Here is a 15,743-nt window from a genome sequence, read left to right on the forward strand (position 1 = left end):
GGTCGTCAGCCGACCCGGACCCGGGGCGAGATGCCGAGCGGGTGGGGCCAGGCGTCCGAGCGGATGGCGTCGTCGCTGTAGATCCGGTCGGTGCCGTCCACCTGTCGTTCCTCCGTGAGCAGGGCCGAGACCCTCACCCAGCGGGGCCTGCCGAGGCAGGAACGCGGGATGGTCAGCCGGATCCTGAAATGCGTGCTGTCGATCGTGTCGTGCGGGACGTGACAATCACCGCGGGGTCCGTCGGTGCGCAGGACGACGGTGCTGCTGCCCTGCGGGAACGTCTCGTAGCGACGGTGCGGCGTCTGGAGGTAGGTCTGCAAGACGTGTCCCCGGGGCGGCAGTCCGCGCAGCGTCAGCGTGATCGTCACGTTGCGCGGCTGGTGGGCCACCTGGAGGGCCACGATGTCGTCGCGCGTGTCGTCGGGCGCGTGAACCTGGGTGAAGTCCGGCGGAGATCCGTAGGTCACGTCACCGGCTTGGTCGCCGTGAGACCAGGTGGCAGCACCGGCGGCCGCGCTCGTCCCAGCGGTGAGGGCGAGCGCAGCGGCCAGCGCGAGCGCCGTACGACGGAAGCGGATTCTCATGCGTGCAGGGTCCCGCACGGTACGGGGTGCCGGGAAAGGTGGTGACACCCCGAAATCGGCGAGGGGCGCCCCGTCGTACGACGGAACGCCCCTCGGCTGTCGATGCTCGGAGCTACTTGAGCTCGCAGATGACCTCGCCGTTGGTGACGGTGGCGCCGACCTCGGCCTTGAGGCCGGTGACGACACCGGACTTGTGGGCCTTGAGGGGCTGCTCCATCTTCATGGCCTCCATGACGACCACGACGTCGCCCTCGGCGACCTCCTGGCCCTCCTCGACGGCGACCTTGACGATGGTGCCCTGCATCGGGCTGGTGACCGAGTCGCCGGACGCGGCGGCGCCGGCCTTCTTGCCGGCCTTGCGGGCGGGCTTCTTCGGACCGGCCGCGGCACCGCCACCGCCGAGCGCGCCGACACCGGCGGGCAGGACGACCTCGACCCGCTTGCCGCCGACCTCGACCACGACGGTCTGCCGCTCGCCCTCCTCCTCCGGCTCACCGGCGCTGCCCTGGTAGGGCTCGATGGTGTTGTTGAAGTCGGTCTCGATCCACGTGGTGTAGACGTCGAAGGAGCCCTCGCCGGTCGGGTTCGAGGCACCGACCCAGGCGGGGTCGTTGACGATGACCTCGTCGAAGGTGAGGGCGGTCGGCATGCCGTCGACCTCGAACTCGGCGATCGCGCGGCGCGAGCGCTCGATGGCCTGGGTGCGGTCGCGACCGGTGACGATCAGCTTCGCGATGAGCGAGTCGAACGCGCCCGGGATGGTCTGGCCGTTCTCGTAGCCGCCGTCGACGCGGATGCCCGGGCCCTGCGGCGGGTTCCACTTGGTCAGCGTGCCAGGGGCGGGCATGAAGTTGTTGCCGCCGTCCTCGGCGTTGATCCGGAACTCGATCGAGTGGCCGCGGATCTCGGGGTCGTCGTAGCCGAGCTCCTCGCCCGCGGCGATGCGGAACATCTCGCGGACCAGGTCGATGCCGGTGACCTCCTCGGAGACGCAGTGCTCGACCTGGAGGCGGGTGTTGACCTCGAGGAAGGAGATCGTGCCGTCGTTGGCGACGAGGAACTCACACGTGCCGGCGCCGACGTACCCGGCCTCGCGGAGGATCGCCTTGGACGACTCGTAGAGACGCTGGTTCTGCTCGTCGGTGAGGAACGGCGCGGGCGCCTCCTCGACCAGCTTCTGGTGGCGGCGCTGCAGCGAGCAGTCGCGGGTGGAGACCACCACGACGTTGCCGTGCTGGTCGGCCAGGCACTGGGTCTCGACGTGGCGCGGCTTGTCGAGGAACTTCTCGACGAGGCACTCGCCGCGGCCGAAGGCGGAGATCGCCTCGCGGGTCGCGGACTCGAACAGCTCGGGGATCTCCTCCAGCGTGCGGGCGACCTTCAGGCCGCGACCGCCACCGCCGAAGACCGCCTTGATGGCGACCGGGAGGCCGTGCTCCTTGGCGAACGCGATGATCTCGTCGGCGTCCTTGACCGCGTCCTTCAGGCCCGGGGCCAGCGGGGCGCCGGCCGCGAGGGCGATCTGCTTGGCCTTGGCCTTGTCGCCGAGGCCGTCGATCGCCTCCGGCGAGGGGCCGATCCAGATCAGCCCGGCGTCGAGGACGGCCTGGGCGAAGTGGGCGTTCTCGGCGAGGAAGCCGTAGCCGGGGTGCACGCTGTCGGCGCCGGAGCGCTTGGCGACGTCGATGATCTTGTCGATCACCAGGTAGGAGTCGGCCGGGGTGGAGCCGTTGAGCGAGTAGGCCTCGTCGGCCATCCGGACGAACAGGGCGTCGCGGTCCGGCTCGGCGTACACGGCCACGGACTTGATGCCGGCGTCCTTGGCCGCACGGATCACTCGGACGGCGATCTCACCACGGTTCGCGATGAGCACCTTCTGCAACGGCTTGATCTCGGGCACGCAACTCTCCTCGTCGTCTCAAGTCCTTGCGGACCGCTGGGCAGTCTAGGGTGCCGCGCTTCCGGGGCGGCGCGGTGTCTCCGTTGCTGGGCTGTACGCCACGTCACACCGGAGCGCGCGGCGCCGCGGTGCTCAGGAGCCGGGCTTGTAGACCATCAGGAAGACGATGACCGCGTAGATGAGGCCGGTGATCCCGCCGAACGCGGCCACCTTGCCCACCAGCGCGTCGACCGCTCCGCCCTCACGGAGGGTCGCGGTCGCCTTGTTGAGCGCCGGGACGATGAGGCCGAGCACCAGGCCGAGCGAGATCGCCCAGAGGGCGATCGAGATGAGGATCCAGGCGTCGCCGATCTCGGCGACGTGCTTGCTCTTGTCCCACGGCGCCTTCGCGGACATCAGCCCGAAGCCGAAGACCACCACCGCGACGGAGGCGTAGGAGTAGATGGTCAGGGTGCGGGCCGCGGACTCGGTGGCACCCGCGTCCGCCTTGCGCAGGCCGCGCGACGCCGTCGTGACCGCGCCGACGAGCGGACCGATCGCGAAGATCGCGGTGAGCAGGTGCAGCGCCAGCATGATCTTGAACATGGGCCAAGGGTAGGCCCGTGCCGGCGTACGGGTCAGACGGAGGTGGTGCCGCCGGTGAGGAACCTGAGCAGGCTCGCCTTGCTGATGATCCGCAGGCCGAGGTCGGGTGCGGGAGGGATCGGCGTACCGGCCATGACCGCGCGGAGGCGCGCGATCCCGTAGCCGTCGAGGGCCTCGGAGTCGGAGGCGCCCTCGGCGGGGCCCACCATCGAGCCGTAGGCGGTCATCGTCAGGTTGCTGCCGACCTGGGCCATGCTCATCCGCAGGAAGAACGGGACCGTGATCGAGGAGCCGGTGCCGACCGGCATCGACATGTGGCCCGTCGCGGTCAGGTTGACCTGTGCGGTCGCGCCGGAGCTGGGCGCGTGGTCGGTGGTGACGGTGAGGTCGACGTGGGTGCCGTCCTTGCTCGTGGTGTCGACCCTGCGGCACCTGGTGAGGCCGGACTCGACCACCTGCAGCGCCCGGGTGACGTCGGCGCCGGATCCCATCGAGAAGACGGCGCTCAGCACGAAGGGGAGGCCGATCTCGGAGCGGGCGGCGTACGACGCGTCGGCCTCGGTGCCGGGACGGTGCACGCCGGCACTCGGGTGCTGCTCCTCGAGCAGCTTCTCGATGTGGTCGAGGCAGCCGAGGCTGCCGTCGTCCCCGCCGCTCCTGCTGTGGTCGACCGTGAAGCCAGGGCCGAGGTCCTGGGCGGAGATCAGCGCCCGCCGCGCCTGGGCCGTGGTGAGCGACCCGGCGGGGGCCGGGCGTGAGGAGTCGAGGGACGAGGTGCTCGCGACCCGCCAGGTGGTGGCGCCGCAGCCGGTCAGCGCCACCGCGCACGCGAGGGCGGGGACGACGAGGCGAAGGCGCATGCGGGGAGGGTAGCCGGGAACCGCCGCATCCGAGGGGTTAACAATCATTAACCTCCGGCGCTAGCATGCTCCCCATGAGCTTTGAGCTGACGCGGGAGCACGAGGAGTTCCGGCAGACGGTGCGCAGCTTCGCCGAGGCGGAGATCGCGCCCCACGTCGCGGAGTGGGACAAGGCGCACCACTTCCCGACCGACGTCGTGCAGAAGATGGGGGACCTGGGGCTCTTCGGGCTCACCGCTCCTGAGGAGTACGGCGGCGCCGGGATCGACCCCGAGGACGGCCCGTTCACGTCGCTCTGCCTGGCCATCGAGGAGCTCGGCCGGGTCGACCAGTCGATGGGCATCACCCTCGAGGCCGGCGTGGGCCTCGGCATCAACCCGATCCTCACCTACGGCACCGACGCGCAGAAGGCCGAGTGGCTGCCCGACCTCGTCAGCGGGCAGATGCTCGCCGGCTTCGGGCTCACCGAGCCGGGCGCGGGCTCCGACGCCGGCGCGACGAAGACGAAGGCCGACACGGACCCGGCCAGCGGCGACTGGGTCGTCAACGGCGCGAAGCAGTTCATCACCAACTCCGGCTCGTCGATCACCAAGCTCGTGACGGTGACCGCGCGGACCGGCGTCCGCGGGGACGGGTCGCCGGAGATCTCCACGATCGTCATCCCGACCGGGACGCCCGGGTTCACCGCGGAGCCGGCGTACGACAAGCTCGGCTGGCACATCTCCGACACCCACCCGCTGACCTTCGTCGACTGCCACGTGCCGGCCGGCAACCTGCTCGGGGAGAGGGGCCGTGGCTACGCGCAGTTCCTCGCCACGCTCGACGACGGGCGGGTCGCCATCGCGGCGCTCGCGGTCGGCCTGATCCAGGCGTGCGTCGACCTGTGCGTCACGTACGCGCTCGAGCGGCAGACGATGGGCGGCCCGATCGGGCGCAAGCAGGGCGTCGCGTTCCAGATCGCCGACCTCGAGGTCAAGCTGCACGCCTCGCGGATGCTCACCTACCGCGCGGCCGCGATGAAGGACGCCATGCTCGGCGGCCGTGGACCGTCGATGAAGGACTTCAAGCAGGCCGCGTCGGTGGCGAAGCTGTTCACCTCCGAGGCCGCCATGGACGCGACCCGGATCGCCACGCAGGTCTTCGGCGGCTACGGCTTCATGGAGGAGTACGCCGTGGCGCGCTTCTACCGCGACGCCAAGATCCTGGAGATCGGCGAGGGCACCTCCGAGGTGCAGCGGATGCTGATCGCGCGAGGGCTCGGGCTGCCCGTCGAGTAGCGTGCTCGCGTGCTTCCGTTCGTCCTGGCGTCCGCGTCACCTGCCCGCCTGACCACCTTGCGCAACGCCGGGCTGGACCCGGTGGTCATCGTGTCCGGGGTGGACGAGGACCACGTCGTCGGGTTGCCGCCGTCGGACCTCGCGCTGCGCCTCGCCGAGCTCAAGTGCGGCGCGGTCCTCGGCCGTCCGGAGGTGCCCGCGGGCGCCCTGGTGCTCGGCTGCGACTCGGTGCTCGAGCTCGACGGCGCCGCGCTCGGCAAGCCCGCGGATGCCGAGGAGGCCGTGGCGCGCTGGCACGCGATGCGCGGTCGCAGCGGGGTGCTGCGGACCGGGCACTGCCTCACCGACACCACGACCGGGACCACGGTCGCCGCGACGGCGTCCACGACGGTGCACTTCGCCGACGTGACCGATGCGGAGGTCACGGCGTACGTCGCGACGGGGGAGCCGCTGTACGTCGCCGGTGCGTTCACCGTCGACGGCCTCGGCGGCGGGTTCGTCACCCGGATCGAAGGCGACCACCACAACGTCGTCGGTGTCAGCCTGCCGCTGCTGCGCGACCTGGTGCGTCGGCTCGGACACGAATGGACGGCCCTGTGGGCGGCGCACGCCTGATCGCTCTTCTCGTTCTCGGGGTGCTGGCGGCTGCCGTCGCGCCTGCCTCCGCCACGCCCGCTCGGCAGGCGCCGGTGCGCGGCACGCCGGTGGTGGCCGCGGCCGTGCCGTCCCGCGCGCCGGAGATCCGCACCGGGCGGTTCGTGACGCCGCTGGCCGCGCGGACGACCTACCTCCGGCTGGAGCGGACCAAGCCCGGCACCACCCTGCACGTCGGCGCCCAGATGGTCGGCCGCGGCGGCTCGATCGGCGAGGGGTTCGACATCGAGGTCGGGACCGAGCCCGGGCACGACGACTGCGGCAGCGCCGTCGCGTTCCGCCCGACGCTGGGGGAGCCCGCGCCGGTCCTGTACGCCGCTACCTCCACGTGGACCTCCGTCGAGGACCACCCCTGTGCGATCGACAGGGCGCTCTACGTCACGATCCGGGTCCCGACCGATCGGGAGGACGTGGGCCGCGCGCTGCAGCTGCGCGTCTACGAGGAACCGCCGGTCAGCGCGAGCAGCTTCTCGCTGCTGACGACGCCGAGCCCCGAGGAGTGGTCGGAGCTGTCGCCGGCGCTGGCGGTCGGGGTGCAGCCCGCGCACGTCGTCGACGCCGCACCGGTGGTGCGGGACGGCACGTACGCCGTCACCCTCCGGCCCGGGGACGACGACTTCCTCGCGGTGCCGGTCGGGTGGGGCGACTCGTTGCGGGTGCAGCTCGACGCCGAGCTGCCGGCCGCGGTCGACCCGGCCTCGCCGGGCGTCACGCTGCGCCTGCTCGGGCCCCTGCTGGACACCGCCGACACCGGCGACCTCGGCACGGACCCGGAGTTCGGCGCGACCCGGGACCGACGTGCGTTCCGCACCGGGGTGATGTCCGAGGTGGTCGCCTACATCAACCGGGAGTCGGTCAACCCGGCCGTCAACGGCGCCGACCTGGCAGGCATGCACTACATCGCGCTCAGCTACGTGCCGTCGGGCTCGTCGGCCGGGCCGCTGCCCGTGCGGCTCACCGTCCAGGTCCGCCCGGGCGACAGCTCGGCACCGCTCTACACCGAGGTCGCCGGCGTACCCGCTCCCGAGGCGGACTCGCGTCTGGTCGACGGGTCGCTCGCCGACCGGCCTGCCGCGTCGACCGGCTCGGGCTCCGCCTCCCACCCCACGATCAGCGAGGACCGCTCGTTCCCGTGGCTCTCGATCGCGGTCGCTCTCGGGGGTGTCGTGGTGATCGGCGGGCTGGTGGACCTGCTGATCCAGGTGCGGCGGCGTCGGCGGGAGAAGTACCAGGGACGCCACCGCTGATCGGCCCGCCCGCGCGGTGGTCGAGGAGGTTGCGCAGCAACCGACACGAGACGTGGCGACACGAGACGTGGCGACATGCTCTCGGAGTCAGTGTCGGCGGCCGCACCGTAGCCGACCGGTCTCCGCCGTCAAGGCTGCTCGCTGCGCTCGCACCGCTGCGCGGCGGCCTTCGGCCGGCCTTGACTGCGGGTCCTTACCGGGCGGCTGGTCGGCGCGGAGTCGGCACGGGCTTCGCCCGCGCCGCCGCTTCGCGGCCGCCACCCACGCGCTGTGTCAGCGGCGTTGGTGTTGGTCGGACAGCCCGGTCGGGAGCGGCGTGTTCAGCACGTCCGTTGCTTCCGCCAAGGCGTGGATGACCTCGGGCGTGACGGTCGCATGGATCTCGGGGTAGTCGACCTGGCCCAACGACTCATCGACCTGGTAGGCGAGCCGCTCGCCTGTGATCGAGAACTGAGCATCGATGCCTGGCTTGTTGCCCCGTGGATCCTGTCGGTGCCACGCAGATGCGAGGTGCACGGCGACGAGGCGGTGGAGGAAGAACCCCTCCGACTCTGTGCCGATGCGCTGGTAGCAGAGTCCGGCGGGGATGCCTTCAGCACGAAGCAGGGCTGCCACCAAGTTGGACTTGGCGTAGCAGAGGCCGACGCGCTCGCGCAGCACATCGCTGGCCACGAGCGTGACGCGCGGATCTCCGGCATCGAAGGAGTGCTGGACGTTGTCGCGGACCCACTCGAACGCTGCGCGGGCGAAGTCCTCGTCACGTCGGTGATCGTCTCGGAGATCGCGACTGAGTGCCCGGACGGCGGGGTGGTGGGCATCGGTAAACGCGTCTGCGGCCAGGTACTCCGGCGCGACACACGAGCCATCCGGTGGGGTGGGAGTCGCCACGACACGCAGGCTACGCGAGGCTCAGTTCCGCCGGTGGAACCTGTAGTCGCCCGAGGTCAGCTTGGTCATCTCGTAGCGGGTGTCGTGGGCTCGGTGGTGGTGATGGGAGCAGAGCAGGACTCCGTCGGCGAAGTTGGTGTGGCCGCCTTCGGACCAGGGCTTCAGATGATGTGCTTCACACCACGCTGCCGGGATCGAGCAACCCTCTGCCCGACAGCGCCTGTCGCGCTGGCGCATGGCCTTGCGCATCGGTGGGGTGTGGAACCGGCGTGCACGTCCGAGGTCGAGGATCTCGGAGTTGCCGCCGAGGACGACGGGGATGATCTTGGCGGTGCAGGCCAACCGACGGGCCTCGCTCGCGGAGATGGTGGCGGTGCCGAGCATGGCCGAGCCGAGCTCGTTCTTGAGCGCCTCGAAGGGGATGGTGACGATGACGGTGGTGGCGTCGCCGCCGTGGTCGGGGAGCCGCTGGGGGTCGAGGATCTCCAGGAGCCGGCAGAACGCCTCACCGCGACTGCGGGACTTGGTGACGCGGGGTGAGTCTTCGGCGTCGAGGTAGGTCGTCAGTCGCTCTGCGATGGAGTCGGGTACCAGTGCGGTGATCTTGGTGGTGCCGTCGCCTCGTCGTTGGAGCTTCACCGAGCACTTGTCGCGGGCGGCTTGCTCTTCGCGTTCCAACGCCTTGCCCAGTTCGGCTTCGGCCTGGTCGGGGGCGACGACCTCGAGGATCTTGGTGCCGAGGACAGTCAGGTCCTTGGGGTCGTAGGTCTGGGCGAGCTTGATGAGGTGTTTCTCGGCCCGGACGCGGGTGAGGTCGTCGACCTCGGTGGAGAGCTTGTCGATGGACCGGATGATCACTCGTGCTTGGGCGGTGTTCACGGCGCCTTCGCGCATGGCCGCTGCGGTCAGCGGGTGCGCCAGCAGGTCTCGCGCGAGGTGGAGGTCGACCCGGGCCGCCTGTGCGGTGATGCGGGTGGCGTGGGCGTACCAGGTGCCGGCGTCGCGGGCGGCGTGTTCTTCGGCCACATCGGAAGCGGCGGCGAGCAGTCGGAGCTCGAGCTCCGCGGTCTCCGACTTGACCCGAGCCAGAGTCAGGAGTGCCTGCTCCTTGTCGCGGGTGCGCAGGTAGTCAGCCGGCATCTCCGCGACCGAGTTCAGCGCCTTCTCGAGGTCTCGGGCGCACGCGAGGATCGGGTGGCAGAGCACCTGTTCCACGGTCATTGAGACTCCCGAGATGAAGCTGGTCAACTACCTCAATGATACCAGTGATCGAACAGATTATCGAGTGTCTCCACAGGCATCCTCGCAGGTCAGAATATGTTTTCTGGCGGCCGCGAAGCGGCGGCGCGGGCGAAGCCCGTGCCGACTCCGCGCCGTCATGCCCGTCGTCAGGGACCCACTGTCAAGGCCGCCGCAGGCGTCGCGCAGCGATGCCGGAGGCAGCCTCGACAGTGGGGGACGACGGGCTAAGGTGCGGCCGCCAGGCACCAGCCCCGAAGGAAGCCTGGGTTGGTTTCGATACGCCCTCGCTCGTTCCTCGCTCGGGCTACTCAACCAACGACGAGGCCGTTAGCGCTCGCGGCTGATATGTAGGGGCTGGCTGTCAAGGGCAGGGTGAAGGCGCCCGTCGTGGGTGTCTTCGCGGCGGGCGCCCCTGCTTCGCTGCTGGTGGGCCTGGTGAGCGTGTCGTTGGCGACGCGCGGTCATGCTGATATGCGCGGGTTGGGTACCGCAGGACGGTGGTTCGGCTGGAGCGGGACCGCTTGTCTAAGTACGAGCGTGGCCCCTGTCATGGGGGGCTGCTCATAGCCGCATCGCGGGTCGCTCCACGCGCTGCCACCAGGCCCTGGCGTGGCGGCGAAGCAGTCGGTGGGGCTCAGTCCTCCATCACGGCCAGGGACCAGCACCAGCCCGCGAGCTCGCGGGCGATCGCGACGTCGGCCACCGTGGCTCGCTTGCGGCGATCGATGAACCCGACCCAGCGCCGGTGCAGCCGCCGGTTCCCTTCATCGCCGCGGACCCGTGCCGCGGCCGGTGCGAGGTCCCAACGAGCCCGCATGGTGGCGCCCACGATGTAGCGGGGCGGTGGTGCCAGGCCGCCTCGATCAGCAGCCGACGGGCGTGGTTGTTGCCGGTCTTGGTGATCGAGCCCTGGCTCCTCGTGGCACCTGATGAGTGTTCGCTGGGAACCATCCCCACGAACGATCCGATGCTGCGGCCGGTGAACCGGTGCCAGTCCCCGACCTCGACAGCCAGCCCGAACCCGGTCAGTGTGCCGATCCCTCGTAGACATCCCAGGCGCCGCACCACCGGGGTGAACTCCGAGTCCGCGGCCAGTTCCTCGATCGCAGCGTCGAGGCGATCGCGTCGGGCAACGGTCAACAGCACCGTCTCGTAGCCGGAGTCGAACGCCAGCCGGGTCGAGCCGGTCCTCAACTGCGCCCGGGCCTGTGTGCGCAGCCACTAGTCGTGCTTGCCGGTCCATGCCTTCCCGCCGTAGTAGACGATTCCGTGGCGCAACAGCAACTTCGAGACACGATGACGTGCGGCCATCAGATCACCACGGCAGTCCTCACGGGCACGGACCAGATCCCGCGCCGCTTCCTGGTCCGGGGTCGGGATCGCGACCGGGGTGTACTCGTCGATCCGCAGCAGCCGGGCGAGGTGGACTGCGTCCTTGGCGTCGGTCTTGACCCGATCACCAGCCGGCTTCTGCAACTTCGAAGGCGCGACCACCTCGCACCGGATCCCGGCCCCGGTCAGGTGCCGGTAGAGCCCGAACCCGGTCGGGCCGGCCTCGTAGGCCACCGCCACCGGACCAGGCAACCGGTCCAGCCATGAACGGATGTCGTCATAGGCCGGGGTCAGCTTGGTCTGGAACAGCTCGCCCGTGACGCCATCGATCGCTGCAGCAGCAACGGATCGTGCGTGCACGTCGAGCCCAACACTCGTACGCTCGGTAAACACCGGGGCCTCCCACAATTGTCGGATAGGCCGAGCAGGCAGCCCCTGCTCGGTAACCCACGAATCTTGTGAGTGAGGCCCCGGCCCGCAACCAACTCAGGACAAGCCGGTCACGTCATACCGTCTACTCAACCAACGACGAGGCCGCTGGCGGCCGCGGCTACTCAGCCAACGGCGCGCCCCACCTCCAGCCCGAGCCACCCCGCGAGCGAGTCCAGCTCCGCCTCGACGGCGTCACCGATGGCGGGGTCCCAGGGGAAGTCCTCGTGGATAGCGTTGACGCGGAGCACCCCGGCCTTGCGGTCGGCCTTGGCGTCGAGCTTTCCGACCAGGCGGTCGCCGTGCAGGATCGGGAGGGCGAAATAGCCCCAGCGGCGTTGGCTGGCGGGCTTGTACATCTCCAGGACGTACTCGAAGTCGAAGAGGTCGAGGGCGCGGTCGCGGTCGTAGACGAGCCGGTCGAAGGGGGAGAGGAAGGCACACCGACCCTCGAACGGCTCCTCCAGCGAGGCCAGTGCGTCGGGGTCGACCCGCCACGTCCCGGGCACCCCCTCCACCACGGCCTCGACGCCGAGAGGACCGATCGGCGAGGGCTCGCCGGGGGAGCGCAGCGGCTTGGCGCGGGCGATGCCGAGGGAGGCGAGCCGGCGCTCGTCGCGCAGCCGCCGGGCCTCGTCCGGCGGCGGGCGGAACAGGTCGGCCGGGTAGACCCGCTCGGCGAGGTCCCAGAGCCGGCTGCGGCCCTGCCGGCCGGCCACCGCGACCTCGCCGCGCAGGCAGAGCACCTCGAGCATCCGGTTGGCGTTCTTGTCGTCGTTCCAGCCGGTCGACGCGTACGGCACCTCCGGGTCGTTCGGCAGGTCGGGTGCCGCGGTGGGCCCCTCCGATCGCAGGTGCGCGAGCAGCCGCTCGCGATAGCGCGGGTTGGCGTCGATCCAGCGTGTGGTGTTCCCGTGGATCCACTCGTCCGCCACGGACAGGTGGATCCCGATGTCGTCCATCGTCCGGATGAAGGTGACGTGCTCGGTCAGCGAGCGCTCGGTCTCGAGGGCGAAGACCAGGTCGGAGGCGTCGTACGACGATCCCAGACGCGACCACGCGACCAGGTCCGGGCTGCGCACGATCGCCGTGGTCGGGTCGATCTGGACGAGCGTCAGCTGGTCGACCACCTCGACCAGCGACAGCGGCCGGTAGGCGTCCAGCAGCTGAGCCCGGACGGCGATCCGGCGCGCATCGGCACGGCTGAGCTCGATCACCGCGACCTCACAGCCGGCCCAGCGCCGCCTTCAGCGGGTCCAGCCCGAGCGAGCCGAGGTCGAGCGCGGCGGTGTGGAAGGCCTTGAGGTCGAAGTCCGCCCCGTGCCGGGCCTGCGCGTCCGCCCGCGCCTCCAACCAGATCCGCTCACCCACCTTGTACGACGGTGCCTGGCCCGGCCAGCCGAGGTAGCGGTTGACCTCGAAGCGGAGCGAGCCGTCGTCCATCCGCGAGTGCGCGCGCATGAACTCGAGCACCCGGTCGGCGTCCCAGACCTCGCCCGGCCGCCAGCCGAACGGGTTGTCCTCCGGGATCGTCAGCCCGAGGTGGACGCCGATGTCCACGATCACCCGGGCCGCGCGGAACCCCTGCATGTCGAGGAAGCCGAGCCGGTCGCCCGGGTCGGCGAAGTAGCCGAGCTCGTCCATCAGCCGCTCGGAGTAGAGCGCCCAGCCCTCGCCGTGGCCGCTGACCCAGCACATCAGCCGCTGCCAGCGGTTGAGCAGGTCGGCACGGTGCACGGCCTGCGCGCACTGCAGGTGGTGGCCCGGGACGCCCTCGTGGAAGACCGTCGTCGTCTCGCGCCAGGTCGAGTAGATCCTGTGGTCGTCGGTGAAGGAGAACCACATGGTGCCGGGGCGCGAGAAGTCCTCGGTGGGCGGCGTGTACCAGGCCCCGCCGTCGTTGATCGGCGCGACGCGGCACTCGATCCGCTTGATCGGGTCGGCGATGTCGAAGTGCACGCCGTCGAAGCTGGCGATGATCTCGTCGGCGCGCCCTTGCATCCAGGCCTGGAAGGCCTCCCGGCTGCCGAGGTCGCGGGCGGGGTCGGCGTCGAGCGCGGCGACCGCGTCGTCCACGGAGCCGCCGGGAACGATCAGGTTCGCCATGTCGACAGCCTCATCGTGGATCCGCCTGAGCTCCTGCCAGCCCCAGGCGTAGGTCTCCTCGAGGTCCACCTCGGCGCCGAGGAAGTAGCGCGAGGCGAGCGCGTAGTGCTCACGGCCGACGCCGTCGTGCTCCCGGCCGCGCGGCACCAGGTCGGTCTCGATGAACCGCCCGAGCTCGGCGTACGCCGCCGAGGCCTGCGCGGCCGCCTTCTCCAGCGACGGACGCAGCGCGTCGGGCGCCGCGGCCACGACCTTCGCGAAGTAGTCGCCGGCCTTCCCGGTCTGGCCGGTCCAGCCCTTCACCTGGGCCGCGACCTCGACGTACTGACGGCGCGCGGACACCCGGCCGGCCTCCGCTTCGCGGGCGAGGGTGGTGCGGTAGCCCTCGAGCGCGGCCGGTACGGCGGCCAGCCGGTCGCCGATCGCCTGCCAGTCGTCGTCGGTCTCGGTCGCCATCACGTCGAACACCTCGCGGATCGCGTGGGCCGCGCTGCTGATGACCGACACCTCGCTGCGCTCGATGCCGGCGTCGGCGCGCGCGACGGCCAGCCCGGTCCGCTCCACGAACGCGTCCTTCGCGACCTGCTCGCGCTCGTCGACCGGCGTCAGCGCGGCCACGTCCGCGAGCGCCCGACGCTGCAGCTCCTCGCCGGCGTCGAAGCCGTCGGGGGAGAGGTCCGGCAGCTCGCCCTCGTGACCCGCGATGCCCGCGAAGGTGGCGCTGATCGGGTCGTGGGCGGCGTACTCCTCGACGTAGCGATCGGTCCGAGAGTCCACAGGGCGCGTCATGTGCTCGAGACTAGTGGCGCACTCGGACAGCCCTCCGGACGGCGGTCGACGTGCCGACCGCGTTCCGCGCCCGCACGGTCACCACGTGCCGGCCGCGGTGCAGGTTGCGGACGGTGACCGCGCGGCGGGCACCGCCCACCGTCCCGATCACCCGGCCGTCGACGGAGATCCGGTAGCCGGTGACGGCCGTACCGCCGTCGTACGCCGGGGCGCGCCAGCCCACGCGGAGGTACCGGCCGCCAGTGTGCCAGCGGGTCACCAGGTTCCGGACGTGGCCGGGCACGGTCGCGAGGGAGGCGATGGTGCGCGCACTCGCCCCGGACGGTACGCCGACCCCGGCGCCGTTGACCGCCGCGACCGACGCCACGTAGTCGGTGCCGAGGGCAAGACCCGTGAAGGTGTGCGACCGCTCCGCGGCCCCGACGGTCACGGTGGAACCCCCCAGCTGGACGCGGTAGCCCGTCACGCCGGTGGCGTCGGTGGGCGGTTGCCAGGTCACCGTGACCGCGGCGCGGTCGCGCGCCGCGCTGGCCACGACGGAGCGCGGGGCGCCGGGCGTGCCGGCGGCGACGCTCGGGGCGCAACCGCCCGAGAGCGACACCTGGTAGGCGCCGAGGCTGCCGTAGTCGTCGTACGGGTTGTTCGCGGTGGCGCCGCCGCCGTCGACGCGCACGTAGTAGGCGCCCGCCGAGACGCTCGCGGTGATGGCCGCACCGAGGCCGCCGGCGGTGTCGTAGGACTGGACCTGCAACCCGGGGTCGTTCTCGGCGACCACGGTGCCCGACGCGTCGAGCAGCTGCAGGTCGATGTCGAGGTCGGTGCCGACCGCGGTGGGCGCTGCCGACACCCGCAGCGACCCGGAGCACTGGCCGAGCGCGTAGGTGTCGACGTCGGAGCGGCCGGTGATGTACCCGGTGCCGTCGCCGAGGGCGGCGGCCGCCGCCGGGCCGTCGCCGGACTCGTCGGGTCGCAGCCCGAGCGTGCTCCGGATGACGGCCACGTCGTCCTCGGTGTTGGACGCGTTGGCGTAGCTCCCGTTGGACCACTGGCTCATCGGCATGGAGTAGGGGTCGCCCATGATCGGGCCCCAGCCACCCCGCCCCGGGTAGTACTCCTGGTGAGCGGCGCTCCCGGCGGGGTAGAGCCCGTCGTGGCTGAGGCCGAGCGTGTGGCCGATCTCGTGGCTGGCGGCGTCGGCCACGAACTTCGGGTCGTTCGGGCCGAGCGACGCCGTGAAGATCAGCGCCGGCGTCAGGTCGGCGAGCCCGAAGCTGGGCTGGAACGCGATGCCGCCGCAGGCGCTGTTGCAGACGCGGGCGTAGACGGTGCTGCTCGCGGAGTCGGTGCCGAGGAAGAGCGCGCGGACGCCGTACTGGTGGTCCGTGCTGCCCGACTTCACCAGGGCCGCCGTCCCCGGGTCCTCGGTCGTGACGTCGACGTCGAAGGACGCGTAGTCGGCCGCGATCCGCTCCCAGATCTCCTGGACCCGCGACAGCTCGTCGGCCGCGAAGGAGCTGCCGTTGCCGTCCGGGTCCCACGGCGGCACGGTCACGGTCGGCGTCAGGATGCTGCCGAGCGTGTTCCACAGGGTCCCGGACAGCTTGAACCCGACGAAGTCGAGGTAGATCGTGTACGGCGCTCCCGGGTCGCTGTGCAGCGCGAACGTGTCGGCCGCGGTGGTCGCCACCGGCACCGCCAGGCTCACCGGCGCCGGTACGTCGGGCGCGGGGTCCCACTCGGTCACGCGGCCCCCGACCGGGGGCCCGCCGGGACCGCTCAGCAGGGCGGCGACGGCGACCACGACCGACGCCCGGATCAGGCGACTCATACCCGGCCGATCGGCGCCGACG

14 protein-coding genes and 1 pseudogene are annotated in these 15,743 nt (G+C 71.2%); 3 read left to right on the forward strand and 12 right to left on the reverse strand.

Annotation, left to right across the window (positions count from 1 at the left end; all coding sequences use genetic code 11):
• Positions 1-5 precede the first annotated feature (5 nt).
• The 4 genes from ACYVAQ_RS01115 to ACYVAQ_RS01130 all read right to left on the reverse strand — a co-directional run bounded on the left by ACYVAQ_RS01115 (position 6) and on the right by ACYVAQ_RS01130 (position 3,929).
• Positions 6-584 (reverse strand): hypothetical protein, encoded by a 579-nt coding sequence (locus ACYVAQ_RS01115; protein WP_460786578.1) that lies wholly within the window; start codon positions 582-584, stop codon positions 6-8.
• 112 nt (positions 585-696) lie between these two features.
• Complete coding sequence (locus ACYVAQ_RS01120; RefSeq protein ID WP_460786579.1) at positions 697-2,484, reverse strand: acetyl/propionyl/methylcrotonyl-CoA carboxylase subunit alpha; 1,788 nt, start codon at positions 2,482-2,484, stop codon at positions 697-699.
• A 132-nt stretch (positions 2,485-2,616) separates the two neighbouring features.
• Positions 2,617-3,069 carry a hypothetical protein gene (locus ACYVAQ_RS01125; RefSeq protein ID WP_460786580.1) on the reverse strand — a complete coding sequence of 151 codons (453 nt, stop codon included), beginning with the start codon at positions 3,067-3,069 and terminating at the stop codon, positions 2,617-2,619.
• Positions 3,070-3,101: 32 nt separating this feature from the next.
• Complete coding sequence (locus ACYVAQ_RS01130) at positions 3,102-3,929, reverse strand: hypothetical protein (protein WP_460786581.1); 828 nt, start codon at positions 3,927-3,929, stop codon at positions 3,102-3,104.
• A gap of 74 nt (positions 3,930-4,003) precedes the next feature.
• On the opposite strand from ACYVAQ_RS01130, the gene ACYVAQ_RS01135 reads away from it, so the two are divergent.
• From ACYVAQ_RS01135 to ACYVAQ_RS01145, 3 genes are read left to right on the forward strand one after another with little or no spacing between them, the layout of a single operon-like run.
• On the forward strand, positions 4,004-5,206 hold the full coding sequence (locus ACYVAQ_RS01135) for an acyl-CoA dehydrogenase family protein (RefSeq protein WP_460786582.1): 1,203 nt from the start codon (positions 4,004-4,006) through the stop codon (positions 5,204-5,206).
• 9 nt (positions 5,207-5,215) lie between these two features.
• Positions 5,216-5,821: a Maf family protein gene (locus ACYVAQ_RS01140; protein ID WP_460786583.1), complete on the forward strand. Its 606-nt coding sequence runs from the start codon at positions 5,216-5,218 to the stop codon at positions 5,819-5,821.
• Positions 5,803-7,107 carry a hypothetical protein gene (locus ACYVAQ_RS01145; protein ID WP_460786584.1) on the forward strand — a complete coding sequence of 435 codons (1,305 nt, stop codon included), beginning with the start codon at positions 5,803-5,805 and terminating at the stop codon, positions 7,105-7,107. The genes ACYVAQ_RS01140 and ACYVAQ_RS01145 overlap by 19 nt, the downstream gene beginning before the upstream one ends.
• Before the next feature lie 273 nt (positions 7,108-7,380).
• Here the strand turns inward: ACYVAQ_RS01145 and ACYVAQ_RS01150 are convergent, their stop codons facing one another.
• From ACYVAQ_RS01150 to ACYVAQ_RS01185, 8 genes and pseudogenes are all read right to left on the reverse strand, one after another.
• A complete protein-coding gene (locus tag ACYVAQ_RS01150; RefSeq protein WP_460786585.1) occupies positions 7,381-7,995 on the reverse strand; it encodes a transglutaminase-like domain-containing protein in 615 nt (204 codons plus the stop codon).
• 21 nt (positions 7,996-8,016) lie between these two features.
• On the reverse strand, positions 8,017-9,216 hold the full coding sequence (locus ACYVAQ_RS01155) for an HNH endonuclease signature motif containing protein (protein ID WP_460786586.1): 1,200 nt from the start codon (positions 9,214-9,216) through the stop codon (positions 8,017-8,019).
• Between the two features lie 655 nt (positions 9,217-9,871).
• Positions 9,872-10,054: a hypothetical protein gene (locus ACYVAQ_RS01160; protein ID WP_460786712.1), complete on the reverse strand. Its 183-nt coding sequence runs from the start codon at positions 10,052-10,054 to the stop codon at positions 9,872-9,874.
• 38 nt (positions 10,055-10,092) lie between these two features.
• A pseudogene (locus tag ACYVAQ_RS01165) lies at positions 10,093-10,383 on the reverse strand (transposase); the annotation flags it as partial.
• Positions 10,384-10,458: 75 nt separating this feature from the next.
• Complete coding sequence (locus ACYVAQ_RS01170) at positions 10,459-10,977, reverse strand: IS110 family transposase (RefSeq protein WP_460786587.1); 519 nt, start codon at positions 10,975-10,977, stop codon at positions 10,459-10,461.
• Positions 10,978-11,123: 146 nt separating this feature from the next.
• Entirely contained in the window at positions 11,124-12,215 is a 1,092-nt protein-coding gene (locus ACYVAQ_RS01175; RefSeq protein WP_460786588.1) for a DNA glycosylase AlkZ-like family protein, read from the reverse strand.
• Between the two features lie 7 nt (positions 12,216-12,222).
• Positions 12,223-13,893 carry a DUF885 domain-containing protein gene (locus ACYVAQ_RS01180; RefSeq protein WP_460786590.1) on the reverse strand — a complete coding sequence of 557 codons (1,671 nt, stop codon included), beginning with the start codon at positions 13,891-13,893 and terminating at the stop codon, positions 12,223-12,225.
• Positions 13,894-13,903: 10 nt separating this feature from the next.
• Positions 13,904-15,721, reverse strand: a complete 1,818-nt coding sequence (locus ACYVAQ_RS01185; RefSeq protein WP_460786591.1) for a fibronectin type III domain-containing protein — start codon at positions 15,719-15,721, stop codon at positions 13,904-13,906.
• Between the last annotated feature and the right edge of the window lie 22 nt (positions 15,722-15,743).

The organism is Nocardioides maradonensis (assembly GCF_054777115.1).